General features: G+C 69.9%; 23 protein-coding genes. 16 read left to right on the forward strand and 7 right to left on the reverse strand.

All coding sequences use genetic code 11. From position 1 onward, the window contains the following. Positions 1-31 precede the first annotated feature (31 nt). From OG444_RS28620 to OG444_RS28635, 4 genes are read left to right on the forward strand one after another with little or no spacing between them, the layout of a single operon-like run. Entirely contained in the window at positions 32-2,698 is a 2,667-nt protein-coding gene (locus tag OG444_RS28620) for a sensor histidine kinase KdpD (RefSeq protein WP_327264873.1), read from the forward strand. Next, on the forward strand, positions 2,695-3,387 hold the full coding sequence (locus OG444_RS28625) for a response regulator (RefSeq protein ID WP_327264874.1): 693 nt from the start codon (positions 2,695-2,697) through the stop codon (positions 3,385-3,387). Before OG444_RS28620 ends, OG444_RS28625 begins: the two co-directional genes overlap by 4 nt. A gap of 24 nt (positions 3,388-3,411) precedes the next feature. After that, positions 3,412-3,831 (forward strand): OB-fold nucleic acid binding domain-containing protein, encoded by a 420-nt coding sequence (locus OG444_RS28630; RefSeq protein WP_327264875.1) that lies wholly within the window; start codon positions 3,412-3,414, stop codon positions 3,829-3,831. A gap of 3 nt (positions 3,832-3,834) precedes the next feature. After that, a complete protein-coding gene (locus tag OG444_RS28635; protein WP_327264876.1) occupies positions 3,835-4,575 on the forward strand; it encodes a DUF3159 domain-containing protein in 741 nt (246 codons plus the stop codon). A gap of 163 nt (positions 4,576-4,738) precedes the next feature. Here OG444_RS28635 and OG444_RS28640 read toward each other — a convergent pair whose 3' ends face one another. Beyond that, positions 4,739-5,401 (reverse strand): potassium channel family protein, encoded by a 663-nt coding sequence (locus OG444_RS28640; RefSeq protein WP_327264877.1) that lies wholly within the window; start codon positions 5,399-5,401, stop codon positions 4,739-4,741. Next, complete coding sequence (locus tag OG444_RS28645; protein WP_327264878.1) at positions 5,398-6,066, reverse strand: potassium channel family protein; 669 nt, start codon at positions 6,064-6,066, stop codon at positions 5,398-5,400. The genes OG444_RS28640 and OG444_RS28645 overlap by 4 nt, the downstream gene beginning before the upstream one ends. Positions 6,067-6,285: 219 nt before the next feature. Between OG444_RS28645 and OG444_RS28650 the strand changes: the two genes are divergently transcribed. The 7 genes from OG444_RS28650 to OG444_RS28680 all read left to right on the forward strand — a co-directional run bounded on the left by OG444_RS28650 (position 6,286) and on the right by OG444_RS28680 (position 15,112). Continuing rightward, positions 6,286-8,361 (forward strand): APC family permease, encoded by a 2,076-nt coding sequence (locus OG444_RS28650; RefSeq protein WP_327264879.1) that lies wholly within the window; start codon positions 6,286-6,288, stop codon positions 8,359-8,361. 92 nt (positions 8,362-8,453) lie between these two features. Further along, positions 8,454-9,791: a class I SAM-dependent RNA methyltransferase gene (locus OG444_RS28655; RefSeq protein ID WP_327264880.1), complete on the forward strand. Its 1,338-nt coding sequence runs from the start codon at positions 8,454-8,456 to the stop codon at positions 9,789-9,791. A 384-nt stretch (positions 9,792-10,175) separates the two neighbouring features. After that, positions 10,176-11,597, forward strand: a complete 1,422-nt coding sequence (locus OG444_RS28660; RefSeq protein WP_327264881.1) for an FAD-dependent oxidoreductase — start codon at positions 10,176-10,178, stop codon at positions 11,595-11,597. Positions 11,598-11,774: 177 nt separating this feature from the next. Then, the gene (locus tag OG444_RS28665; protein ID WP_327264882.1) at positions 11,775-12,305 is read left to right on the forward strand and encodes a toxin-antitoxin system HicB family antitoxin; all 531 of its coding nucleotides are present in this window, start codon (positions 11,775-11,777) and stop codon (positions 12,303-12,305) included. A gap of 105 nt (positions 12,306-12,410) precedes the next feature. Further along, the gene (locus OG444_RS28670) at positions 12,411-13,259 is read left to right on the forward strand and encodes a DUF4097 family beta strand repeat-containing protein (protein WP_327264883.1); all 849 of its coding nucleotides are present in this window, start codon (positions 12,411-12,413) and stop codon (positions 13,257-13,259) included. Between the two features lie 45 nt (positions 13,260-13,304). Continuing rightward, positions 13,305-14,318 carry an ATP-binding cassette domain-containing protein gene (locus tag OG444_RS28675; protein WP_327264884.1) on the forward strand — a complete coding sequence of 338 codons (1,014 nt, stop codon included), beginning with the start codon at positions 13,305-13,307 and terminating at the stop codon, positions 14,316-14,318. Next, positions 14,315-15,112 carry an ABC transporter permease gene (locus OG444_RS28680; protein WP_327264885.1) on the forward strand — a complete coding sequence of 266 codons (798 nt, stop codon included), beginning with the start codon at positions 14,315-14,317 and terminating at the stop codon, positions 15,110-15,112. Before OG444_RS28675 ends, OG444_RS28680 begins: the two co-directional genes overlap by 4 nt. Positions 15,113-15,271: 159 nt before the next feature. Here OG444_RS28680 and OG444_RS28685 read toward each other — a convergent pair whose 3' ends face one another. Beyond that, positions 15,272-16,258: a helix-turn-helix transcriptional regulator gene (locus OG444_RS28685; protein ID WP_327264886.1), complete on the reverse strand. Its 987-nt coding sequence runs from the start codon at positions 16,256-16,258 to the stop codon at positions 15,272-15,274. A gap of 272 nt (positions 16,259-16,530) precedes the next feature. Here OG444_RS28685 and OG444_RS28690 point away from each other — a divergent pair, with 272 nt between their 5' ends. The 5 genes from OG444_RS28690 to OG444_RS28710 all read left to right on the forward strand — a co-directional run bounded on the left by OG444_RS28690 (position 16,531) and on the right by OG444_RS28710 (position 21,112). Next, on the forward strand, positions 16,531-16,689 hold the full coding sequence (locus tag OG444_RS28690) for a hypothetical protein (RefSeq protein WP_327264887.1): 159 nt from the start codon (positions 16,531-16,533) through the stop codon (positions 16,687-16,689). Positions 16,690-16,694: 5 nt separating this feature from the next. Then, a complete protein-coding gene (locus tag OG444_RS28695; protein ID WP_327264888.1) occupies positions 16,695-16,964 on the forward strand; it encodes a hypothetical protein in 270 nt (89 codons plus the stop codon). Between the two features lie 439 nt (positions 16,965-17,403). Beyond that, complete coding sequence (locus tag OG444_RS28700) at positions 17,404-17,940, forward strand: sensor domain-containing protein (RefSeq protein ID WP_327264889.1); 537 nt, start codon at positions 17,404-17,406, stop codon at positions 17,938-17,940. Positions 17,941-18,007: 67 nt separating this feature from the next. Further along, positions 18,008-19,543 (forward strand): hypothetical protein, encoded by a 1,536-nt coding sequence (locus OG444_RS28705; RefSeq protein ID WP_327264890.1) that lies wholly within the window; start codon positions 18,008-18,010, stop codon positions 19,541-19,543. 120 nt (positions 19,544-19,663) lie between these two features. Continuing rightward, the gene (locus tag OG444_RS28710; RefSeq protein ID WP_327264891.1) at positions 19,664-21,112 is read left to right on the forward strand and encodes a hypothetical protein; all 1,449 of its coding nucleotides are present in this window, start codon (positions 19,664-19,666) and stop codon (positions 21,110-21,112) included. On the opposite strand, the gene OG444_RS28715 is transcribed toward OG444_RS28710, so the two are convergent. The 4 genes from OG444_RS28715 to OG444_RS28730 all read right to left on the reverse strand — a co-directional run bounded on the left by OG444_RS28715 (position 21,099) and on the right by OG444_RS28730 (position 24,107). Beyond that, entirely contained in the window at positions 21,099-22,352 is a 1,254-nt protein-coding gene (locus OG444_RS28715; protein ID WP_327264892.1) for an MAB_1171c family putative transporter, read from the reverse strand. The two genes, OG444_RS28710 and OG444_RS28715, sit on opposite strands and share 14 nt — an antisense overlap. Continuing rightward, on the reverse strand, positions 22,337-22,858 hold the full coding sequence (locus OG444_RS28720; protein ID WP_327264893.1) for a hypothetical protein: 522 nt from the start codon (positions 22,856-22,858) through the stop codon (positions 22,337-22,339). Before OG444_RS28720 ends, OG444_RS28715 begins: the two co-directional genes overlap by 16 nt. Positions 22,859-22,920: 62 nt before the next feature. Then, positions 22,921-23,466, reverse strand: coding sequence for a hypothetical protein (locus OG444_RS28725; protein WP_327264894.1), 546 nt, complete (start codon positions 23,464-23,466; stop codon positions 22,921-22,923). Between the two features lie 404 nt (positions 23,467-23,870). Further along, entirely contained in the window at positions 23,871-24,107 is a 237-nt protein-coding gene (locus OG444_RS28730; protein ID WP_327264895.1) for an MbtH family protein, read from the reverse strand. Positions 24,108-24,602 lie beyond the last annotated feature (495 nt).

Below are 24,602 nucleotides of genomic sequence, written 5' to 3' on the forward strand. Positions count from 1 at the left end.
CACGGCGTGGACGTCCCGGAGAATGGGGCGCATGGGACGCGGCAAGCTCAGGATCTACCTCGGCGCGGCGCCCGGTGTGGGCAAGACCTACGCGATGCTCTCCGAGGGCCATCGCCGGGTGGAGCGGGGCGCCGACTGCGTCGTCGGCCTCGTCGAGCACCACGGCCGGCCGCGCACGGAGGTGATGCTCCACGGCCTCGAACAGGTCGGGCGCAAGGCCTTGGCGTACCGGGGCGCCGAGTTCACCGAGATGGACGTGGACGCGCTCCTCGCCCGCAGGCCCGCCATCGCGCTGGTGGACGAGCTCGCGCACACCAACGTGCCGGGCTCGCGCAACGCCAAGCGCTGGCAGGACGTGGAAGAGCTGTTGCGGGCCGGCATCGACGTCGTGTCCACCGTGAACATCCAGCACCTGGAGTCACTCGGTGACGTGGTCGAGTCGATCACCGGGGTGCGCCAGCGCGAGACCGTGCCGGACGAGGTGGTCCGCCGGGCCGATCAGGTCGAGCTGGTCGACATGTCCCCGCAGGCCCTGCGCCGGCGGATGGCCCACGGCAACATATACAAGCCCGAGAAGGTCGACGCCGCCCTCTCCAACTACTTCCGGCCGGGCAACCTCACCGCCCTGCGCGAGCTCGCGCTGCTGTGGGTCGCCGACCGCGCGGACGAGTACCTCCAGCAGTACCGGGGCGAGCACGACATCCGCTCGACCTGGCAGGCGCGCGAGCGGATCGTCGTCGGGCTCACCGGAGGGCCCGAGGGGCGCACGCTCATCCGGCGGGCCTCGCGGATGGCCGCCAAAGGATCGGGCAGCGAGATCCTGGCCGTCTACATCGCCCGCAGCGACGGACTGACCGCCGCCTCGCCGAAGGAGCTCGCGGTCCAGCGGACCCTGGTCGAGGACCTCGGCGGCACGTTCCACCATGTGATCGGCGACGACATCCCCGACGCCCTGCTCGCCTTCGCACGCGGCGTCAACGCCACCCAGATCGTGCTCGGCTCCAGCCGCCGCCGCTCGTGGCAGTACGTCTTCGGCCCCGGGGTCGGCGCGAGCGTCGCCCGCGACTCTGGGCCCGACCTCGACGTGCACATCGTCACGCACGAGCACGTCGCCAAGGGCCGCGGCCTGCCCGTCGTACGCTCGGCGGCCCGGCTCGGGCGGCCCCGGATCATCGCCGGCTGGGTGGTGGGGACGGTCCTCCCCGTCCTGCTGTGCCTGCTGCTCACGCACATCGACGCGGACCTCGGGCTCGCCAACGACATGCTGCTCTTCCTGTCGCTGACGGTGGCGGCCGCACTGCTCGGCGGGCTCTGGCCGGCCCTGGCCTCCGCCGCCCTCGGCTCGCTGCTGCTCAACTACTTCTTCGCGCCGCCCCTGCACCGGTTCACGGTGTCCGACCCCAAGAACATCGTCGCCATCGCCGTCTTCTTCGGGGTCGCCGTGTCCGTGGCCTCGGTGGTGGACCTGGCCGCGCGGCGCACCCACCAGGCGGCCCGGCTGCGCGCCGAGTCCGAGATCCTCTCCTTCCTGGCCGGCAGCGTGCTGCGCGGCGAGACCACCCTGGACGCGCTGCTGGAGCGGGTGCGCGAGACCTTCGCCATGGAGTCGGTGGCCCTGCTGGAGCGGGCGAACGACGTGGAGCCCTGGAAGCCGGCCGGCAGCGTCGGCCCGGCTCCGGCAGCCCGGCCCGAGGACGCCGATGTGGACATGCCCATCGGGGACCACATGGCGCTGGCCCTCTCCGGCCGGGTGCTGCCCGCCGAGGACCGCCGGGTGCTCGGCGCCTTCGCGGCCCAGGCCGCCGTGGTCCTGGACCGCCAGCGGCTGGTCGGCGAGGCCGAGGAGGCCCGCCGGATGGCCGAGGGCAACCGGATCCGCACCGCGCTGCTGGCCGCCGTCAGCCATGACCTCCGTACGCCGCTGGCCTCCATCAAGGCGTCCGTGAGCTCCCTGCGCTCGGACGACGTGGAGTGGTCCGAGGAGGACCGGGCCGAGCTGCTCGAAGGCATCGAGGACGGCGCCGACCGCCTCGACCACCTGGTGGGCAACCTGCTGGACATGTCCCGGCTGCAGACCGGCACCGTCACCCCGCTGATCCGGGAGATCGACCTCGACGAGGTGGTCCCGATGGCGCTGGGCGGCGTACCCGAGGAGAGCGTGCTGCTGGACGTGCCCGAGGCACTGCCGATGGTGGCGGTGGACCCGGGGCTGCTGGAGCGGACCGTGGCCAACGTGGTGGAGAACGCCGTCAAGTACAGCCCGGCGGGTGAACCCGTACTGGTGGCGGCCAGCTGCCTCGGTGACCGCGTCGAGGTACGGGTCGTCGACCGCGGGCGCGGTGTGCCCGACGAGGCCAAGGACCGGATCTTCGCCCCCTTCCAGCGGTACGGGGACGCCCCGCGCGGGGCCGGCGTGGGCCTCGGGCTCGCGGTCGCCCGCGGGTTCGCGGAGGCCATGGACGGCACCCTGACGGCCGAGGACACCCCCGGGGGCGGGCTGACCATGGTGCTCACCCTGCGCGCGGTGCGCGGGGGGCGGGAACCGGACCGTGCCACGGCGGACGGCGGCAAGGCCGCAGCCCTGACCCTGGAACCGACTGGAACGGTCCAGCCGATGGAACCGATGGAACCGATGGAACCGATGGAACTTGATCACGACCGTGATCGGACGACGCGACAGAAGGCAGGACCTCAATGACCCGGGTGCTCGTGGTGGAAGACGAGCCGCAGATCGTCCGAGCGCTCGTCATCAACCTGAAGGCGCGCAGGTACGAGGTCGATGCCGCGGCCGACGGCGCGAGCGCACTGGAGCTCGCGGCCGCCCGCCACCCCGACGTGGTCGTCCTCGACCTCGGGCTGCCCGACATGGACGGCGTCGAGGTGATCAAGGGCCTGCGCGGCTGGACCCGGGTACCGATCCTGGTCCTCTCCGCCCGGCACACCTCCGACGAGAAGGTCGAGGCCCTGGACGCGGGTGCCGACGACTACGTCACCAAGCCGTTCGGCATGGACGAGCTGCTCGCACGGCTGCGCGCCGCCGTCCGCCGGGCCGAGCCGGCCGCGGGCGCAGGCGGCGGCGAGGACGAGGTGATCGTGGAGACGGACGGCTTCACGGTGGACCTGGCCGCCAAGAAGGCCGTGCGCGAGGGGCGCGACGTACGCCTGACGCCCACCGAGTGGCACCTGCTGGAGGTCCTGGTCCGCAACCCCGGCAGGCTCGTCAGCCAGAAGCAGTTGCTCCAGGAGGTCTGGGGGCCCTCGTACGGCACCGAGACGAACTATCTGCGGGTCTACATGGCCCAACTGCGGCGCAAACTGGAGGCCGACCCCTCGCATCCGCGGCACTTCATCACCGAACCGGGCATGGGATACCGCTTCGAGCGGTAGTGGGCGCGCCGGTACGCTTCCTGTATGAGTGCTGAACCGCGTCCCGAGAAGCCCGCGAAGCCGGCCAGGCCTGCGGGCCGGTTCCGCCGGATGATTGAGCGGCTGTCCACCTCCCAGGAGGAGCTGCATTCGGCGGAGCTGCAGGAGGACGCAGAAGCCGCGGGGTGCACGCGGATCTGCGACTGCCACGACCGCCAGATAGTCAAGGTGACCGGGACGCTGCGTACGGTCACCCTGCGACCGCGTGCGGGCGTACCCGCCCTGGAGGCGGAGCTCTTCGACGGCTCGGCCGCCCTTGACGTGGTCTGGCTCGGGCGTCGCTCGATCGTGGGAATCGAGCCCGGCCGACGCATGATTGCCTCGGGGCGCATCTCCATGACCCACGGCCGTCGGGTGCTCTTCAACCCGAAGTACGAACTCCGCCCGCTCGGACAGGAGCAGTAACCGGTGACGTCACTCGACAAACCGACCACCCCGGAACCCGCCGGGCCGCGCCATGCGGCCGCGCCGTCCGAGGACCAGAAGGCCGTGACGCAGGCGGCGCTCTTCGATGCCTTCGGCGGCATCCGGGGCACCGTGGAAACGATGCTGCCCGGGCTGCTCTTCGTCATGATCTACACGATCAACAAGGACGTGAAGTGGTCCGCCGTCGCGGCGGGTGCGGTCGCCGTCTTGCTGGTGATCGTCCGGCTGCTGCGCAAGGACACGGTCAAGCACGCCTTCAGCGGGGTCTTCGGCGTGGGCGTGGGCGTGGCCTTCGCCCTCTTCACGGGCAGCGCGAAGGGCTTCTACCTGCCCGGCATGATCTACGGCGTCGGCCTGGGAGTGGCCTTCACGCTCTCCGCGCTGGTGGGCTTCCCGCTGCTGGGCGTGATCCTGGGCCCGGTGTTCAAGGAGAACCTGTCCTGGCGCACCCGCAACCCCGGGCGCAAGAAGGCGTACGTCAAGGCCAGCCTGGCCTGGGGCCTGATCTTCCTCGCCAAGTACGCGATCCTCTTCCCGCTGTACTGGTGGGGCGACGCGACGCAGCTGGGCTGGGTACTGATCGCGCTGAAGCTGCCGCCGATGGTGCTCGCGGTGTACTTCACCTGGGTCTTCCTGGCGAAGGCGCCGCCGCCGATCGACGTGATCGCGGAGTGGGAGGCCAAGGAGGCCGCGGAGGCCGCCGCCAAGGAGACGAAGGCCTGACCGACGGCCCGCACTGAGGCCCGCAGCCGACGAGGGGGCGGGACCGGCCCAAGAGGCCCGGTCCCGCCCCTTCGCGCTGCCGTGGGGCCCGGGAAGCCCGAAGGGGGCGCCCCTCGTACGGGGGCGCCCCCTTCGCCGTCCAGCGTGCCCGCAGGGCTCGTGGCTAGCGACGGGCCTGGAGGAGGTCCTCCAGCTGTTCCTCGCGGGCCTGGGCGGCCACGAAGAGCAGTTCGTCGCCCGGCTCCAGGGTCTCCTCGCCGTGCGGGGTGAGGACCCGGTTGCCCCGGATGATCGTGACCAGTGAGGTGTCCTCGGGCCAGGTGATGTCGCCGATCTGGGTGCCGGCGACCGAGGAGTCCGGCGGCAGGGTCAGCTCGACGAGGTTGGCGTCACCGTGGCTGAAGCGCAGCAGCCGTACGAGGTCGCCGACGCTGACGGCCTCTTCGACCAGGGCCGACATCAGGCGCGGCGTGGAGACGGCGACGTCGACACCCCAGGACTCGTTGAAGAGCCACTCGTTCTTCGGGTTGTTGACGCGGGCCACCACGCGCGGCACCCCGTACTCGGTCTTGGCGAGCAGCGAGACGACGAGGTTGACCTTGTCGTCGCCGGTCGCCGCGATGACCACGTTGCAGCGCTGCAGCGCCGCCTCGTCCAGCGAGGTGATCTCGCAGGCGTCGGCCAGCAGCCACTCGGCCTGCGGCACCCGCTCCACCGAGATGGCGGTCGGGGCCTTGTCGACCAGGAGCACCTCGTGGCCGTTCTCCAGCAGTTCGCCCGCGATGGAGCGGCCCACCGCGCCTGCCCCGGCGATCGCGACCCTCATGCGTGTGCCTCCTCAGGCCCTTCGGCGAACGCCGCCTCGACCTTGTCGATCTCGTCCGTGCGCATCATCACGTGGACGAGGTCGCCCTCCTGCAGGACCGTCGCCGACGTGGGCAGCATCGCCTCGCCCAGGCGGGTGAGGAAGGCCACGCGGACGCCCGTCTCCTCCTGGAGCTTGCTGACCTTGTGCCCGATCCAGGCCTCGGAGGTGTGGACCTCGGCGAGCTGCACACCACCGCTCGGGTCGCGCCACAGAGGCTCGGCGCCCGAGGGCAGCAGCCGGCGCAGCATCTGGTCCGCGGTCCACCGCACGGTGGCGACGGTGGGGATGCCGAGGCGCTGGTAGACCTCGGCGCGCTTGGGGTCGTAGATGCGGGCGGCGACGTTCTCCACGCCGAACATCTCACGGGCCACGCGGGCGGCGATGATGTTGGAATTGTCACCACTGCTGACGGCGGCGAAGGCGCCCGCGTCCTCGATTCCCGCCTCCCGCAGGGTGTCCTGGTCGAAGCCGACCCCGGTGACGCGGCGGCCGCCGAATCCGGCGCCGAGCCGGCGGAATGCGGTGGGGTCCTGGTCGACGACGGCGACCGTATGCCCCTGCTGTTCCAGGGTTTGCGCGAGGGCGGAGCCCACTCTTCCGCAGCCCATGATGACGATGTGCACGGCCGTCCTTCCGGCTGTCAGCGACTCGCTGGTTCCCAGCCTCATTGCATGCTCTGGTTTAACAGGGTCTCAGACCATGGCCCAAGCTACACACGGGCGGTCACCGATGGGGCCTCTTGCGTCGCAGTCGTGCTGCGGGTGGGGAGGAATTGCGGCGGGATTGCGGTATGAGGGGGTGGGGGTTCGTCAGTCTGATTTCGAACGCTTACGATCCTCTGCGTGTCCAAACTGACCGACGTGCCCAAACGGATCCTGATCGGCCGGGCGCTACGCAGCGACCGCCTCGGAGAAACACTCCTTCCCAAGCGGATCGCCCTTCCCGTCTTCGCCTCCGACCCGCTGTCCTCCGTGGCATATGCCCCTGGCGAGGTACTGCTGGTCCTGTCGATCGCGGGCGTGTCGGCGTACCAGTACAGCCCCTGGATCGCGCTCGCGGTCGTCGTGCTGATGTTCACCGTGGTGGCGTCCTACCGCCAGAACGTCCACGCCTACCCCAGTGGCGGCGGCGACTACGAGGTGGCCAACACCAACCTCGGACCCAGGGCCGGCCTCACCGTGGCGAGCGCCCTGCTCGTCGATTACGTGCTGACCGTCGCCGTCTCGATCTCCTCCGGAGTCGAGAATCTCGGCTCCGCCGTCGATTTCGTCATCGAGCACAAGGTGCTCTCGGCGATCGTCATGATCCTTCTCCTCACACTCATGAACCTGCGCGGTGTGAAGGAATCCGGGAAGCTCTTCGCGATCCCGACCTATGTCTTCGTCGCCGCCGTCTTCGTCATGATCGCCTGGGGTGCCTGGAAGGGCATCGTCCTCGACGAGACCATGACGGCCCCGACCGCGGATCTCGAGATCAAGCCCGAGCAGCAGGGCCTGGCCGGCTTCGCGATGGTGTTCCTGCTGCTGAGGGCCTTCTCCTCCGGCTGTGCCGCCCTGACCGGTGTCGAGGCGATCAGCAACGGCGTACCCGCCTTCCGCAAGCCCAAGAGCAAGAACGCGGCCAGCACCCTCGCCCTCATGGGCGGCCTGGCCGTCACCATGTTCTGCGGGATCATCGGCCTGGCCATGGCCACCGACGTGCGGATGGCCGAGAACCCGTCCGCCGACCTGCTCGACAACGGTGTCCCCGTCGGCCCCGACTACGTCCAGCACCCGGTCATCTCGCAGGTCGCCGAGGCCGTCTTCGGCAACGGCAGCTTCCTCTTCATCCTGCTGGCCGCCGCCACCGCGCTGGTGCTCTTCCTGGCCGCGAACACCGCGTACAACGGCTTCCCGCTGCTCGGCTCGATCCTTGCCCAGGACCGCTACCTGCCGCGCCAGCTGCACACCCGCGGCGACCGGCTCGCCTTCTCCAACGGCATCGTGCTCCTCGCGGGCGCGGCCATGCTGCTCGTGTGGATCTACGACGCAGACTCGACCAAGCTGATCCAGCTCTACATCGTCGGCGTCTTCGTCTCCTTCACGCTGAGCCAGATCGGCATGGTCCGGCACTGGAACCGGCACCTGAAGACGGAGCGCGACGTCGCCGCCCGCCGCCGGATGCACCGCAGCCGGGCCATCAACACCTTCGGTGCCTTCTTCACCGGCATGGTGCTGGTCGTCGTCCTCGCCACCAAGTTCACGCACGGCGCGTGGGTGGCCCTGCTCGGCATGGTCATCTTCTACGGCACCATGAGCGCGATCCGGAAGCACTACGACCGGGTCTCCGCAGAGATCGCCGCAGCCGAGGGCCCCAGCGAGGACAGCGTGCGGCCTTCCCGGGTCCACTCCATCGTCCTGGTCTCCAAGGTCCACAAGCCCACGCTGCGCGCCCTGGCGTTCGCCAAGCTGACCCGCTCGGACACCCTGGAGGCGCTCAGCATCAGCGTCGATGTGGCCGAGACCAAGGCACTGCGCGAGGAATGGGACCGGCGCGGGATCAACGTACCGCTCAAGATCCTCGACTCCCCGTACCGGGAGATCACCCGCCCGGTGGTCGAGTACGTCAAGGGCCTGCGCAGCGAGAACCCGCGCGACGCGGTCAGCGTCTACATCCCCGAGTACGTCGTCGGCCGCTGGTACGAGCACCTGCTGCACAACCAGAGCGCGCTGCGGCTCAAGGGCCGGCTGCTCTTCACCCCCGGCGTGATGGTCACCTCGGTGCCCTACCAGCTGGAGTCCTCGGAGCTCGCCAAGCGGCGGGCGAAGAAGCGCCAGGACTGGAACGCCCCGGGTGCGGTGCGCCGCGGCCCGGTGGACAGCCCCGTCCGGACCTCGCCGCCGAAGGAGCCCACGGGGAAGGGCACCCCGAAGGGCTGAGCAGGTTGGTGAACGGCCGGACGAGATCCACGTAAACTGGTGGGTCGGTCGTCCGGCCGTTTTCCTTTTCAGTTTTTTGGAGTCTCCCCACCATGACGAGCGTCGAGCAGAACGAGAAGCAGTCACTGGTCGGGGAGGAGTACGAGGTCGAGGTCGGCCCCGTCGCACACGGCGGGCACTGCATCGCCCGGACCGAGGACGGCCGTGTGCTGTTCGTCCGCCACACCCTGCCCGGTGAGAAGGTCGTCGCCCGGGTGACCGAGGGCGACGTCGACTCCCGCTACCTGCGCGCCGACGCGATCACCGTGCTCGACGCCTCCAAGGACCGGGTCGAGGCCCCCTGCCCGTACGCCGGCCCCGGCAAGTGCGGCGGCTGCGACTGGCAGCACGCCAAGCCCGGTGCCCAGCGCCGGCTCAAGGGCGAGGTCGTCGCCGAGCAGCTGAAGCGGCTCGCCGGGCTCACCCCCGAGGAGGCAGGCTGGGACGGCACCGTGATGCCGGCCGAGGGCGACAAGCTGCCGGCCGGGCAGGTGCCGCAGTGGCGCACCCGCGTGCAGTTCGCCATCGACGAGGACGGCAACGCGGGCCTGCGCAGGCACCGCTCGCACGACATCGAACTGATCGACCACTGCATGATCGCCGCCCCGGGTGTCAGCGAGCTGGGCATCGAGCAGCAGGACTGGCCGCAGATGGCCACGGTCGAGGCGATCGCGGCGACCGGCTCCCAGGACCGTCAGGTCGTCCTGACCCCCCGCCCCGGCGGCCGCCTCCCGCTGGTGGAGCTGGACAAGCCGGTCTCCGTCCTGCGCGTGGAGGAGAAGGACGGCGGGGTCCACCGCGTCCACGGCCGCCCCTTCGTACGGGAGCGCGCGGACGGCCGTACGTACCGCGTGGGCATGGGCGGCTTCTGGCAGGTCCACCCGCAGGCCGCGGACACCCTGATCAAGGCCGTCATGCAGGGCCTGATGCCGCGCAAGGGCGAGATGGCCCTCGACCTCTACTGCGGCGTCGGCATCTTCGCGGGCGCCCTGGCCGAACGCCTCGGCGAGACGGGCGCGGTGCTCGGCATCGAGTCGACGAAGCGCGCGGTGGAGGACGCCCGCCACAACCTGGCGGACTTCCCGCGGGTCCGCATCGAGCAGGGCAAGGTCGAGCAGATCCTCCCGAAGACGGGGATCACGGAGTGCGACCTGGTCGTCCTGGACCCCCCGCGCGCGGGAGCGGGCAAGCAGACGGTCCGCCACATCACGGGCCTCTCGGCGCGCAGGATCGCGTACGTGGCCTGCGACCCGGCGGCCCTGGCCCGCGACCTGGGCTACTTCAAGGAGAACGGCTACAAGGTCCGCACGCTCCGCGTCTTCGACCTCTTCCCGATGACCCACCACGTGGAGTGCGTGGCCATCCTGGAGCCGATCGCGAAGAGCGCCTGACCGGCATTTTTGCCGGTGCGCGGGATGCGCGCCAGGGGTGATCATCAGTGAAGGAATGCCGCCTCTCCGGCGTGGCCGCACGGCTGCGCAGGGGGGCGGCTTCTTTGCGCCACGGACGGCCGAGGGCTGTTCGTGGCCGAAGCCGGCCGGACTCGTTCCGTGGTCACGCTGAAGTGGAGACAGGCCGTCCTGTGCCGTGGCCGCGGCGGATGTCACCATGATCCTCTGCGCTCGCGAGTGAAAGCGCGCCGTTCCGGGGCAGCCGCGAGGTGCCGCGGGGAGAACGGCGTGGCGTGCCGGAACCGGTTCTCCTGTCGCGGGTGTTGACCTCGCGCGTCGTAGACGTCCAACAGCACCGTGTGCCACCACAGGAGGAAGCCCGTCATGCCTGAAGCCCCGAGCTGGAGCACCCGGCGGGTTGTCGTCATCGGGGGCAGCATGGCCGGCATGCTCGCCGCGGCCGCCGTCAAGGACCACGTCGAATCCGTGGAGATCATTGAGGCCCACGACCTGCCGGCGGGGCCCGGTCCGCGTACCGGCGTGCCTCAGGCCGTCCACATCCACTGGCTGCAGACCGCAGGCGCCGAGGCGATGGACGCGCTCTTGCCGGGCAGTGTCGGTCTGCTGCTGGCCGCCGGCGCCCACCGGATCCCGGTGACCACCGGCATGGTCATCCACTCGCCCGAGGGCTGGTACCGGCGTTGGCGGCACGCCACCCACTACGTGATCACTGCCAGCCGGGACCTGACCGACTTCGTTGTCCGGGAACAGGTCATGAAGGACCCCCGGGTCAGAGTGCGGATGCAGACCAGGGTTGTCGGTCTGCTCGGTGACCGTCGCACCGTCACAGGCGTACGGGTTTTGGCTGCCGACGGCACCGAGACGGAACTGCCCGCCGACCTGGTCATCGACGCCGGCGGTCGGGGCACCCGCATGCCGCAGTGGCTCAACGGGCTGGGAATCACCGGCCTCACCGAAGAGCACGTCGACTCCGGCTTCGCCTACGCCAGCCGCATCTACCGGGCGCCCGTTCCGACCCGTGGCTGGCCCGTGGTCGGCATTCAGGCCGACCCGCGTCTGCCCGGGCCGGGCATGGCCGGCGGCATCCTGCCGATCGAGGGCGACCGCTGGCACGTCAGCTTGATGGGAGGCCCCGGCGGGCACCCCACCGATGACGCGGAGGCCTTCGAGCCCTTCGCCAGAACCCTGCGCCACCCCCTCATAGCCGACCTCCTCAAGCACGCCGAACCGCTCACCGACGTCGGCGTCACCCGTAGTACCGCGAACCGGCGTTACCACTACGAGCGGCTCCGCCCCTGGCCCGAGGGCTTGGTCGCGCTGGGAGATTCCGTCGCTGCCTTCAACCCGGTGTATGCGCAGGGCATGTCGGTGGCGGCGCTGGGGGCGCTCGCCCTGCGCGACCTGCTCGCGGCCGGCCCGGGGCCCGGCCTGGCCCGCCGCGCCCAGCGCGCCATCGCCCGCCCTGTCGATGCCGCGTGGGCCCTTGCCGTGGGCCAAGACATCCATTTCCCCACCACCCGCGGCAAGCGCCCGAACCTCGCCGATCGTCTCCTGCACCGTTATGTCGGCCGCCTGTCGCGTACGGCGACCGGCTCGTTCCATGCCGCCACGGCCCTGACCGACGTGCTGTCGCTCCAGGCCCCGCCCACGTCGCTGGTCAGGCCGAGCGTGCTGCTGACCGCGCTCGTCGGGCCCTTGCGGGCTCCGAGCGACGGGCCCACGTTCACCCCGTCCGAACGGATGCTCCTGGACCGCCTTGTTGCGGCTGAGCCAGCCGGCGAGTAGCAGGCGCATTGCATCCTGCAGACCGTCCGGCCCCAGGGGGTCCGTCGGCCGATGGCGCGGGTTGGCTCAGAATGGCGCATGAGTGGCACACGTTCTGACCTGGTGGTTTGAGGTTTCTCGCGATTGTGGCGCCAGATTGGCTCGACGTGGCGCCATGTGTGTGTCATGCTGTGGGCCATGGACCTCTCGCCCTATGTCGCCAGTCTTCGTAACGAGCTCGCGGTTGCCGCCGAAGCCGGTGGTGAAGAAGCTCGCGCTCTCGCCGAGCGCATCACCGCGCCGCTGGAGTCGGCAGCCAGACTCACCCTGTTGAACGCCCTGTCCGACGCCATGGGTGAGGTCACCCGGGAGCTCGCTCCGGGGTCGGTCGACGTGCGGTTGCGGGGGCTCGATCCGGAGTTCGTCGTGACCGCGCCGCCGAAGGAGGAGCCCTTCGTCGTGCAGGGATACGAGGAGGCGCACGCGCTGCCCGCAGTTCCGGTCGTGCCGGAGGGGGAGGACGGCACCACCGCGCGTATCAACCTCCGACTCCCCGGCCACATCAAGGCGCGCGCGGAGCAGGCGGCCGCGCGGGAAGGGCTTTCGCTCAACGCCTGGCTCGTCAGGGCCGTTTCGGGTGCTCTCGAGCCCGGCGGTGGGCGTCAGAGCGACGCGGCGGCGCCCCAGCGGGGCAGCAGCAGGAAGAGCTTCACCGGCTGGGTGAGCTAGCCCCGCCGCAGCACTGTTTCGGCCTGCGGGAGGCCGGCCACTCTCGCGACATGTTCACGTCCCCGGAGCGGGGACGACCACCAGACTCACGAGGACGGGACAGCCATGCCTTCTTACGAGACCGACGGACCCATCACCGCGATCATCCACGTCGAGGTCGGAGTCGCCCGGATCAGTGCGACGGACCGCACCGACACGGTGGTCGAGATCCACCCGCGCACCGCCGGGGACAAGGACGACATCCGCGCCGCCGAGGAGACCAAGGTCGACCTCAACGACGGCACCCTGTCGATCCGTACCCCGAAGGCGCGTGGGCTGTTCTCCGCCCGGGGCGCGGTCACGGTCGACGTCGCGCTGCCCCAGGGCTCGCGGCTCGTCGGCACGCTGGAGATGGGTGACCTCAGCTGCAAGGGGACGCTGGGCGAGTGCGAGGTCCGCACCAGCGCCGGGGACATCCGGCTGGACCAGGCCGGCGCGGTGCGGCTGAAGACGCAGCACGGGGACGTCCAGCTCGACACGGCGGCAGGCGATGCCGACATCACCACCGGGTCGGGCGATGTCCGGGTCCGCATGGTCGGCGGCACCGCCGAGATCAAGAACTCCAACGGCAACACCTGGCTCGAGGACGTGGTGGGCGATCTGCGACTGAGGGTCGCCAACGGCAGCATCACGGTCGGCCGGGCACAGGGGTCCGTGTCGTCGAAGAGCTCGAACGGCGATGTGCGCATCGAGGAAGTGGCGCGGGGCACTGTCGCGCTCCAGACCAAGGCCGGCGACCTCGAAGTCGGGATTCGCCAGGGCACTGCCGCCTGGCTCGACATCCACTCCCAGGCCGGGGTGGTCCACAGTGCCCTCGGATCCGCCGAGGGTCCGGCGGAGGGCGCGGAGACCGTCAAGGTGCACGCGAGGACCAGCCTCGGCGACATCACCATCCAGCGCGCGCCCGGCGCCTGACGACACCGCTCGGCCTCGCGACAGCTACGAAAGGGAGGGGGCACGATGAGTGCCGCGACCGGACAGATGACCCCACCCAAGGGGATCAGCGCAGTCGGCCTGCGCAAGTCGTACGGCGAGAAGGTCGTACTCGACGGGATTGACCTGCATGTGCAGGCGGGCACGATCTTCGCGCTGCTCGGTCCCAACGGAGCGGGGAAGACCACCACGGTCCAGATCCTCTCCACCCTCATCGCCGCCGACGGTGGCGAGGCGACGGTGGTGGGGCACTCGCTGGAGCGGAGCGCGGACGACATTCGTGCCCGGATCGGTGTCACCGGCCAGTTCGCGGCGGTGGACGGCCTGCTGACCGCCGAGGAGAACATGCTTCTCATGGCGGACCTGCACCACCTCGACCGTGCGGAGGGCAGGCGCCGCACCGCGGAGTTACTCCGGCAGTTCGAACTCACCGACGTGGCGGGCAAGATGGCCTCGACCTTCTCCGGCGGTATGCGCCGCAAGCTCGACCTGGCGATGACCCTCGTCGGCAACCCGAGCCTGATCTTCCTCGACGAGCCGACCACCGGCCTCGACCCGCGCAGCCGCCGCACCATGTGGCACCTGATCCAGCAGCTCACCGCCCAGGGCGTGACGATCTTCCTCACCACGCAATACCTGGAGGAGGCCGATCAGCTCGCCGACCGGATCGCCGTCCTCGACAAGGGCAAGATCGTCGCCGAGGGCACCGCGGACGAGCTCAAGCGCCGTGTACCCGGCGGGCACATCCGCCTCCGCTTCTCCGACCCGCTCAGCATGGACGCCGCCTCCCGCCGCCTCGGCCTCGACGAGGGCGCCCGCGACGAGGAGAAGCTCACCCTGCAGATCCCGAGCGACGGCAGCATCCCCGCGCTGCGCTCCGTACTCGACCTGCTGGAGGGCGCCGGTGTCGCGGCCGATGCGCTGACCGTCCACACACCCGACCTGGACGACGTCTTCCTCGCCCTCACCGGTGACGGATCGCGCCACCACGCGACCACCGTTCCCGACTCCGCCGACACGGTGCAGGAGGCCCGCCGATGAGCACCACGTACGCGATGCGCGACTCGATGACGATGCTGCGCCGCAACCTCAAGCACGCGCAGCGCTACCCCTCGATGACGATATCGATCGTCGCGATGCCCATCCTGATGCTGCTGCTGTTCGTGTACGTCTTCGGCGGCGCGCTCGGAGCCGGCATCGAACTGCCGGGCGGCGGTACGGGAGACCGCGGCGATTACACCAACTTCGTGGCCCCCGGCATCCTCCTGATGGCGGCCACCGCCGGCGCGGTCTCCACCGCGGTCTCGGTGTGCACGGACATGACCGAAGGCATCATCAACCGCTTCCGGACCATGTCGATCGCGCGCTCCTCCGTGCTGACCGGGCATGTGGTGGGCAACGTCATCCAGACCATGATCAGCCTGGTCCTGGTCATCGGTGTCGCGCTTCTGGTGGGCTTCCGGCCCGATGCCACGGTCGTCGAGTGGTCCGCCGCCATCGGCATCCTGGCCCTGCTCTCCTTCGGCCTCAGCTGGCTGTCCGCGGCGATAGGCCTGGGCTCCAGCAGTATCGAGGCGGCGAGCAACGCGCCCATGCCGCTGACCTTCCTGCCCTTCCTCGGCAGCGCGATCGTCCCGCCGGAGTCCATGCCGGTCGGCCTGCGCTGGTTCGCCGAGTACCAGCCCTTCACCCCGATGACCGATACCCTCCGCGGCCTGCTCATGGGCACGGAGATCGGCAACAGTGCATGGCTCGCGCTCGGTTGGGGCATCGTCCTCAGCGCCCTCGGCTATCTGTGGGCCCGCTCGGCCTTCAACCGGGAGGCGCGTCGCTGACCCGCCCGCACCACCGCACGAACCGAACGGGGTTGCCCGGCCGAAGGCCGGGCAACCCCGTTCTGCGTGTTCCCCGACGTTCCGTCGACGGGGAAGCAGGAACACACAGAACAGGGCACGGCGGCCGGGAATGCCGGCCGCGATCCCCGGTTGCGGGGCTCAGAGCCAGCCGCGTTGGGCCGCCTTGAGGCCGGCTTCGAAGCGGCTGGCCGCGTCGAGTCGTTCCATGAGGGCGGACATCTGACGCCGTACGGTCCGCAGGGAGACTCCGAGCCGTTTGCCTGCGGCTTCGTCGGTCATGCCGGAGGCGAGGAGCTTGAGGAGTTCCCGCTCCCCGCCGGTGATGCCCTCCTGCGTGGTCGTCCTGCGGGCCGCGCCGAGGGGTACGGCGGTGTCCCAGGTCTGGTGGAACAGGCTGACGAGGGAGGCCACGATCCCGGGAGACGTGGTGCACAGCGCTCCGAGACGGGAGTTGGCCGGGTCGATCGGGACGACGGCTGTGGCCCGGTCGAAGATCAGCAGCCGCGGTGGCAGTACGGGGCTGGTGCGGACCTCTCCGCCCCGCTCGGTGGTCCACTGCGCGTAGGCGAAGGTCGCCGGGTCGTTCCTGACGCTGTCCTGATAGATGACGCGCATGCCGACCCCGCGCGCGAGTGCCTCCTCGTCCAGCGGTCGCGAGGCGTCGAGGCTCGCCTGCGACTGGGCGCCGCCCGGCATGATCGCCAGGCACTCCCGGCCCAGGTCCCGAGTGAGCACCTCCAAGCGGGACTGGATGGCATCGAGACCGACGAGACGCTCCGCACCGTCGGTCTCGGTGTTGGGGCGCAGGTCCGCGTACTCGGCGACGGCGCGGGCCGCGGCCGCCTTGCTCAGGGCCAGTTCGTGCTGGCGCCTGACGAGTTCTTCCTCCTGGCGGCGCAGCAGCTGTTCCAGACCCGCCTGGGGACTGACGGCGCGCAGCCCGCCGGACGTATCCCGGGACGCCGCGAGCAGACCGAGGTCCACCAGCCGGTCCAGTGCCTCCCTGACCTGGGACTCGGCCATTCCGAGCCGCCGCCCGAGCTCCTCCACGCCGCCGGAGGGATCCGCGAGCATCCCTCGATAGACGGTTTCTGCATGTACGTCCAGCCCCAACGCTTTCAGCATTGTTCAGCCCCCCGGCTGCACTTCGGTATCAGTCTTGATCAAACCCCCAGCGTGGCGATCTTAATCGCCGGTGCGGCGAGCCGTGGCCCCAAGGTGCCCGGCAGCTTGGTGCCAGCCGTGATCCCTTCCGGTGGAGTGCGCCCGGCAGCAGGATGGTGATCACCGGACGGCGGGGCGCACGAGCCCCACCCCAGGCCAGGGCCGAAAGGCCGTCCGGTGCGGTGCGCATCACCCACCTTCCGTACCAACTGCCCATGTTCCAGGGGGAACTCATGTCGCGCACCACCCGCCTGATCGTCGCTGCCGGCCTCACCGCACTGCTCTCCGCCGGCGCAGCCTCCCTGACCCCCGTGGTCACCGGCCCGGGTGTCATCGGCTGGGACTCGGTCCGGGCGGGCGGCGGCGGTTCCCAGGTCATCGGCTGGGATTGAGCTCCGTGCGTGTGATCCAGGCCTCTCTCGTCCGCACCTCGGCGGACCCGTCGGCCGAAGGCGCGGTGCCGCTTCTGCAAGACCTGCTGTGGGCGCACGCCAGACCGTCCGACGGCCTGGAGCACGTCCGGGCCCGGCCTGCTGAACACGGCCTGGACGTAGTCCTGTTCGTCCACGCCCCGTCCGACGTTTCGGCTCTCACCCAGATGCGTGCGCTCCTCGACCGAGTGCACGGGCCCATCGCCGTGCATGGATTCACCCTCGCGCTCCCCTGACCTCGCCCGTACCTGACGCGTACTCACGACGGCGACCTGCCGGACCCCGGGGGATGCGGCGATTTAACTCGCCAGTAGCCCTTCTCCTCCTTCCTCGCCCTCCACCGTTCCGGGAGCAGCCATGTCCAGACGACCGCACCGATCCACCTTCGCGAGCGCCGCTTTCGTGGCACTGGCCGTCTGTACCGCCGCTGTGGCGACGGGCTGCAGCCACGGCCGGAACGGGGCCTCGCCCGCCGCAGCCGCTCGGGAGGTATCGGCCGTTGCCCCGGCACCGTCACCCTCGACCGGCTCGCCCCCGCCGGCACCGGCATCCGGAACCCCGGAGGCAGCCGGACGGCCCGCCGACCCCGCGGGGTCCGGGCCCGCGAACGGAACGACTGCACAGGCCGTTGCGGATGCGGGCGCCGCACGCACCGCCGCGGTCACTCCTGAGGGCGTGGCGAAGCTGCCCGCGCAGAAGGCGCTCGGGTGGAAGCCGGACGGCCCCCTGTCCAGCCAGGACCTGAGCGACGGCCGGAAGATCACGCTCAACGAGTGCGCAGCCGTCGCCGGTGCCACCCTCTGGCAGCAGCAGGGATACCGCAGTTCGGCCGGGAGCCCGGCCGGCCAGCAGCTGTTCGCCTTCCCGGACGCCGAGGCCGCGCAGAGCGCGTACCGGCGACTGGTCGCCGACATGAACAACTGCCAGACCGTCTCCCGGCAGGTTCAGAAGCGTGAGGGCGTACGGCAGGACGCCGTCGTGACCACCACCGCGACGACCGGAGACGGCACCGCCTGGGCGCGCCACTGGACGGGCGTCGGCGGGCTGTCGGCCCCGGACACACAGACCAACCACCTCTACGTCGTCCACCAGGGCGACCATCTCACGCTCTTCCAGTTCGACGAGTTGGCCGAGCGCCCGGCGCCGCCGCACGACACCGGCACCGACGCCGCCGTGCTCGGCGCGCTGGCCGAACTCGGCGCCAAGAGCTGACCGCGGCGAAGAACCGCGAACGCTCCGCCCGGCCCTTCTTCCACTTCTCTCTTCACCAGGAGTCCAGTTGTCCATCAAGACCTCGGCCTTCCGCACTGCCGGCATCATGACCGCCGCCTGCGCCGCCTCGCTCGTCCTGTCCGTCCTGCCCGCCCATGCCGCCGGCACCCAGGCCGCCCCGACGGGTACCGCGTCGCAGGGCACGACCGTCGACGTCGAGCGCCCCCAGGGTCAGCCGGGCCCCCTCAAGACCACAGGTACGAAGAACAAGTTCGCCGGAGCCGCTGCGGCCGCGGAGAGCAGCAGTGCCCCGATCACCCGTAGTTCCGTCATCGCCCGGGCCAAGACCTGGGTCGACGCCAAGGTTCCGTACAGCCAGAGCAGCTACCGCGAGGGCTACCGCACCGACTGTTCCGGCCTGGTGTCCATGGCCTGGAACCTCGGGACGAACGCCTGGACCGGAAACCTCGACACCTACGCGAACCGGATATCGAAGAGTGAGCTGCGCAAGGGCGACATGCTGCTCTTCCACAACGCCGCCAACCCGGTCAGCGGTTCGCACGTGGTCCTCTTCGAAAGCTGGACCGACTCCTCGATGACCTCCTACATCGGCATCGAGCAGACCCCGCCGCACGCCGTGCGCAGGGTGATCCCCTACTCGTACTTCAGCAACGCCGGCTCCTACGTCCCGTACCGCTACAAGAACATCGTCGAAGACCAGGTCGCTGCGCCTTCGAAGGTGCATCTGGAGGTTGTTGGTGCGGATGGTGCGATGTGGAACACCGATGGTGATTATGCGGCGGGTGCCTGGTCGGGTTCCTGGACGTCGCTGGGTGGTTCCGGTCTGAAGGCGCTGACGAGTGTGGTGACCGATGACACGATGCACGTCTTCGCCATCGGTTCGACGGGTCGTGTCTATACGAAGGACGCGAACTACGGGACGGGTCAGTGGAGCGGGGACTGGGTCGAGGTTCCGGGTGGGTTCGAGGGTGCCAGTGCGTTGACGGCTTCGGTGACCGGCAGCAAGGTTCACCTGGAGGTCATCGGTGCGGATGGTGCGATGTGGAACACCGATGGTGATTATGCGGCCGGTGGTTGGTCGGGTTCCTGGACGTCGCTGGGCGGCTCGGGTCTGAAGGCGCTGACGAGTGTGGTCACCGGGAACACGATGCACGTCTATGCCATCGGTTCGGGCGGGCGTGTCTTCACCAAGGACGCCAACTACACGACGGGCCAGTGGAGTGCGGGCTGGGCGGAGGTGCCGGGCAATGCTGAAGGCGCCACGGCGCTGACGGCATCCGTCACCGGCAGCAAGGTTCACCTCGAGATCGTCGGTGCGGATGGTGCGATGTGGAACACCGATGGTGATTATGCGGCCGGTGGCTGGTCGGGTTCCTGGACGTCGCTGGGCGGCTCGGGTCTGAAGGCGCTGACGAGTGTGGTCACCGGGAACACGATGCACGTCTATGCCATCGGTTCGGGCGGGCGTGTTTTCACGAAGGACGCCAACTACACGACGGGGCAGTGGAGTGCGGGCTGGGCGGAGATCCCCGGCAGCGCCGAAGGCGCCCTCGCCCTCACCGCATCCGTCACCACCAAGTAACGCCTGAGCGGTCCTCCGCCAAGGGGGGGCGTGCCCGCCTGCTCCAGCCGGACGCGCATGCCCCCCTTGCTCCTGCCTGCCCGACGACCTCGCCACCCAGCCCAGGAAGACGACCCTCTGATGAAGCTTCACCTCCGGCGCATCCTCCCCGTCGCTGCCATGACGGTCGCCCTCACCACCCCGATGCTCCTCGCCGCCGGCCCGGCGCACGCGCTGCTCCCCAACCGGTCCTGCGGAACCGTCACCGCGACCGACGCCACGACCGCCGCGAACCTGAACAGGGTCCTCACCGGGAAGCTGCGCGGCGCGATGACCTCTTATCGGATCTCCTGCGCCCGGGCGATAACCGAGGCGACGCGCGCTCGGGGCCTACCCGACCGTGCCGCTGTCATCGGCATCGCCACAGCCATCACCGAATCCGTACTCGAGAACAACCCGAACAAGATCGACCACACCAGCGTCGGTCTGTTCCAGCAGCAGGACTGGTGGGGCAGCTTCGAGCAGCGACTCGATCCCGCCTACGCGACCAACGCCTTCCTCAACGCCATGCTGAAGGCCTACCCGAACAACTCCTGGCAGTCCCAGCCGGTAGGCGTCGTTGCCCAGAAGGTCCAGGTGTCGGCCTATCCCGACCGCTACCAGCTCGAAGCCGCCGACGCACAGCGCATCGTCGACGCCCTGACCACCGTATCCGCCCCTTCGAAGGTGCATCTGGAGGTTGTTGGTGCGGATGGTGCGATGTGGAACACCGATGGTGATTATGCGGCGGGTGCCTGGTCGGGTTCCTGGACGTCGCTGGGTGGTTCCGGTCTGAAGGCGCTGACGAGTGTGGTGACCGATGACACGATGCACGTCTTCGCCATCGGTTCGACGGGTCGTGTCTATACGAAGGACGCGAACTACGGGACGGGTCAGTGGAGCGGGGACTGGGTCGAGGTTCCGGGTGGGTTCGAGGGTGCCAGTGCGTTGACGGCTTCGGTGACCGGCAGCAAGGTTCACCTGGAGGTCATCGGTGCGGATGGTGCGATGTGGAACACCGATGGTGATTATGCGGCCGGTGGTTGGTCGGGTTCCTGGACGTCGCTGGGCGGCTCGGGTCTGAAGGCGCTGACGAGTGTGGTCACCGGGAACACGATGCACGTCTATGCCATCGGTTCGGGCGGGCGTGTCTTCACCAAGGACGCGAACTACACGACGGGCCAGTGGAGTGCGGGCTGGGCGGAGGTGCCGGGCAATGCTGAAGGCGCCACGGCGCTGACGGCATCCGTCACCGGCAGCAAGGTTCACCTCGAGATCGTCGGTGCGGATGGTGCGATGTGGAACACCGATGGTGATTATGCGGCCGGTGGCTGGTCGGGTTCCTGGACGTCGCTGGGCGGCTCGGGTCTGAAGGCGCTGACGAGTGTGGTCACCGGGAACACGATGCACGTCTATGCCATCGGTTCGGGCGGGCGTGTCTTCACGAAGGACGCCAACTACACGACGGGGCAGTGGAGTGCGGGCTGGGCGGAGATCCCCGGCAGCGCCGAAGGCGCCCTCGCCCTCACCGCATCCGTCACCACCAAATAGCAGGGACCGGCTCCGGAGCAGCAGCCCGGTCGCGCCTACCGCACCGACGGTTGGCGCGGCCGGGCTGCCCGGGGTTTTCCACGGGTCGGTAGGCGGCCGCGACCTTGAGGAGCCACGCGATCTCCTCGCGCGGGGTGCGGCCGCCGACGGAACGGTCGAGCGTGGCGGGGAGAGAGGGCGCCGGGAGGCCCCTGGCCCGCTGTTGTACCGCGAGGCGGAGCCAGCGGGCTTCGGTGCCGGCCGGGTCCTCCTCCGCGCCGCCGTCCGGCGCGGGGGAAGCGGGGACCGCGGTGGGAGTGTCGTCGCGCAGGGCGAGAGCGGCGTCGCGGATGGCGAAGGCGCGGTGCGCGACGTCGATGGTCCGGTCCCCGGGAGTGAACAGGTCGCGCAGACGGCTGGTGGGGGTGCCCAGGACCACGTGCGGTACTGCCGTCACCAGGTCCGCCCACAGGGGGTGGAGGCGCCACAGGGCGTACTGGTCGCGGACGTAGTGCAGCAGCGTGCGGGTCGGCGGTATGGATACGCCCAGGACCAGCAGGACCACGGACACGGCGGGAAGCAGTTCGGAGACGGGATCCGTGAGGGGCACGGGCTTTCCGTCGGCGTCGAGCGTCGTGGAGTCGCCCTCCCGCAGGACGAAGTAGATCCGGTACACGGTGTAGAGGAGCCCGTTGGCCGTGGCCGCGGCGAGGCAGGTGACTCCGGCTCGTAGCGGTCCCGGGGGCACGTTGCGGCGGTTCGTCCAGAACAGGAGGGCCGCCTGTGCACTGGCAACCCCGTACACGGTGTAGATGACGGCGAGGTAGACCTGGACGCCGGGGTGGCCGTAGTGGGCGTCGAGGCCGTCCGCGCCGGTGTAGTCGTGCGGGAGCCAGAAGACGAAGAGCGCGGTCAGGGTGGTCATCGCGGCGATGACGAAGACGAGCTTCAGGCGCGAGGCGCGCTTGTGGTGGGGCCGTTCCTGGATGGCGTGGACGTAGTCGAGCAGGAAGGACGCCGCCATCACGATGGCGAGGTGCTTGATCAGCAATGTCACATCGCCGATGCCGGTGACCGTTTCCAGGGCGTGCGCGATCCAGGGGGGACGGGTGGTGAGACCGACCGCGCCCGACACGAACGTGGCCCACAGAGCACGGTTCGCACGCGACCCGAATGCGGACGGCGTTCGCCAGATCACCACGCTCCACGCCAGGAGCGGCATCAGCCATTCGAACAGCGGGCGCATCAGCGCTTTCTCCATCGGCGAGTACGTATGGGGTGCAGCAGGCTCTCGGCCAGTCGGCCGGACGTGGGATCGGCCGTGGCTGCGGGCCCGCAGAGATCTGCCAACAGCAGCGCGATCATCTCCGCCTCCTGCTCCTCGACGGTGTCGTAGCTGGTGCGCCCGGCGCCCATCGCCTGGGCGATCACCTCCGGAGTCAGATCGGGCATCAGCGCCGCCAGATGGGCCAGTTCGAACACCCCGGAGTGGCCGCACAGGACGTGGCCGAGCTCGTGCAGTTTGATGAGGTCCTGGTGCGCGGGGCTGGTGTGCTGTTCGTAGAAGACGACGTCGACACTCGGCAGCGCGATCCACAGGCCGCACGGTGCGTCACGGCCGAGGACGGGGAGCGGTTCCATGACGATGGGCCGCCCGCGCTGCTGTTCCAGCGAGGCGCGGAAGCCGTCGACGGTGAAGGGGCTGGGCAGGTCCAGGCCTGCGAGAACCGCCTCGCAGCGCTTGCGCAGGCCTCGGGGGAGCGGCATGACTGGGGAAACGTTCTTTCTTGATGGGGGCGTAGGCGTGTCCGTGCCGGGCGTTGTACGCCTCATGCCCCGTCGGAGACGCCCGCTCGCCGTTCGCCGGTTGCCGCGTTCTCCTCGAGCTGCTTGAGCTTGTCTGCGAGGGCCACCAGCATGTGCAGGCTGCCGTCGGAGAGGCCCGATGCCCGCTGGACGAGGCTGACCACCTCGGAGTTGCCCAGGGCCTGCCTCAAGTCGCCCATCTTCTCCAGCCGGTCGAGCTGTTCGTCCACCACGGCGGCCTTGGTGTCGTCCACGAAATAGCTCGCGCCGGCCTGGATGCCGAAACCGCGGCCCAGCCAGTCGAGGGTGTCCACCGTGGGATTGGGGACCTGCCCCTTCTGGTTCACACCGTGGTGCAGGTTGCGGATGGTGTCCTTGGAGATGACGTCGCGGCCCGCCAGCCTGTTGATGCGGTCGGTCAGCTCTCGGTACGTCGGGGACCGCCCGCCCGCTTTGGCCGCTTCCCGGCCGATGAGCCGGTCCAGCCGGTCGGCGATCTTCCGAGCGCGCTCCGCAGGGCGGCCGGTCTCGTCTGTGGCGCCGGTGGCGCCGCGCCCCGCTGAAATCACCGTTACCTCCGATCCGGACCTCCACACCGTACCGTCGCCAGCCGCCGGGCCGCCCCCGCGACCGCGAGCGGTCGACTGCGCAGCGCCCGAGGGTGTCCGCGACCGCCCGGACGCCCGAAGGTGTCCGCGACCGGACGCCCGAAGGTGTCCGCGACCGCCCGGGTCACCTCGGGCTCCTGTGACCGGGGAGAAGCGACCTCCTCCGAAGAACCGGACCCTGGACCCGGAGACCCGTGCTCGGTCCACCGCAACAGCCCCTCGCCCGGCACGTCGTGGCCGTGCGCGCCGGAGCGCGTGCAGCGGCACCCCCCGTCACGGCGAAGGGTGGGCGCGGTGCCGGACGACCCGCACCGGAGCCCGCCCCTCGGCCGTCTTCGGTCATTCCGCGGGATGACGCAGCCGCCTCACGCGGTGCCGACGGCAACCGAGTCGGAGGCCATCGCCTCGCGCAGGCTCTTCGGCCGCAGGTCGGTCCAGTGCGCCTCGACGTATTCCAGGCACTGCCGGCGGCTCTCCTCGCCGAACACGATGCGCCAGCCGGCGGGAATCTCGGCGAACGACGGCCACAGCGAGTGCTGCTCCTCGTCGTTCACCACGACGTAGAACCGGCCGTCGGCGTCGTCGAACGGGTTGCTGCTCATCAGTCCACTCCCATACGAACCGTCATCCATTGATGGGGACGGAGTCGGTGAGACCGCCGTGCCCGATCATGGGCGCTCCGTGGAGGCCGGCGTGCGGATGAGGCGCTCCGGCGGTCGTCGATGTGTCTTCCCCGCCGCCCCGTTGAGGTGGCGGCGGTAACACATTCCCCGAATTCGCTCCGATCCGCACCGAGTTCGCAGAGATGGGCTTCCGGTCCGGTGTTCTCGAATGCACTGTCGTCGCCGATGCGGCGTGAACCGGCGACCGTGCCGGATGCCCAGGAGGCGGGATGCTCCCGATAGCGACTCCGCCGGGAGTGGCCGATCAGTGGTTGCGGAGCCATGTTGGCACTATTGGCGCCGGGGTGACGTCGGGGTGGCGCCGGTGGAGTTGGCGGGATCGCATGCGGTGTCGCGAGCTGTACCGGCGATCTCCTGAATCCCGGCGTTGAGCAGCTCCAGCAGTCGATTCGGGGACCGATTCTCCTGGTGGGC

The organism is Streptomyces sp. NBC_01232, from assembly GCF_035989885.1.
In the GTDB taxonomy this organism is placed as follows: Bacteria; Actinomycetota; Actinomycetes; order Streptomycetales; family Streptomycetaceae; genus Streptomyces.

Coding starts and splice junctions, on each gene's coding strand:
- OG444_RS28685 (WP_327264886.1), bottom strand. CDS start 16,258: ATGCTGAAAGCGTTGGGGCTGGACGTACATGCAGAAACCGTCTATCGA.
- OG444_RS28620 (WP_327264873.1), top strand. CDS start 32: ATGGGACGCGGCAAGCTCAGGATCTACCTCGGCGCGGCGCCCGGTGTG.
- OG444_RS28710 (WP_327264891.1), top strand. CDS start 19,664: ATGAAGCTTCACCTCCGGCGCATCCTCCCCGTCGCTGCCATGACGGTC.
- OG444_RS28680 (WP_327264885.1), top strand. CDS start 14,315: ATGAGCACCACGTACGCGATGCGCGACTCGATGACGATGCTGCGCCGC.
- OG444_RS28660 (WP_327264881.1), top strand. CDS start 10,176: ATGCCTGAAGCCCCGAGCTGGAGCACCCGGCGGGTTGTCGTCATCGGG.
- OG444_RS28670 (WP_327264883.1), top strand. CDS start 12,411: ATGCCTTCTTACGAGACCGACGGACCCATCACCGCGATCATCCACGTC.
- OG444_RS28715 (WP_327264892.1), bottom strand. CDS start 22,352: ATGGAGAAAGCGCTGATGCGCCCGCTGTTCGAATGGCTGATGCCGCTC.
- OG444_RS28630 (WP_327264875.1), top strand. CDS start 3,412: ATGAGTGCTGAACCGCGTCCCGAGAAGCCCGCGAAGCCGGCCAGGCCT.
- OG444_RS28730 (WP_327264895.1), bottom strand. CDS start 24,107: ATGAGCAGCAACCCGTTCGACGACGCCGACGGCCGGTTCTACGTCGTG.
- OG444_RS28665 (WP_327264882.1), top strand. CDS start 11,775: ATGGACCTCTCGCCCTATGTCGCCAGTCTTCGTAACGAGCTCGCGGTT.
- OG444_RS28720 (WP_327264893.1), bottom strand. CDS start 22,858: ATGCCGCTCCCCCGAGGCCTGCGCAAGCGCTGCGAGGCGGTTCTCGCA.
- OG444_RS28675 (WP_327264884.1), top strand. CDS start 13,305: ATGAGTGCCGCGACCGGACAGATGACCCCACCCAAGGGGATCAGCGCA.
- OG444_RS28625 (WP_327264874.1), top strand. CDS start 2,695: ATGACCCGGGTGCTCGTGGTGGAAGACGAGCCGCAGATCGTCCGAGCG.
- OG444_RS28690 (WP_327264887.1), top strand. CDS start 16,531: ATGTCGCGCACCACCCGCCTGATCGTCGCTGCCGGCCTCACCGCACTG.
- OG444_RS28655 (WP_327264880.1), top strand. CDS start 8,454: ATGACGAGCGTCGAGCAGAACGAGAAGCAGTCACTGGTCGGGGAGGAG.
- OG444_RS28640 (WP_327264877.1), bottom strand. CDS start 5,401: ATGAGGGTCGCGATCGCCGGGGCAGGCGCGGTGGGCCGCTCCATCGCG.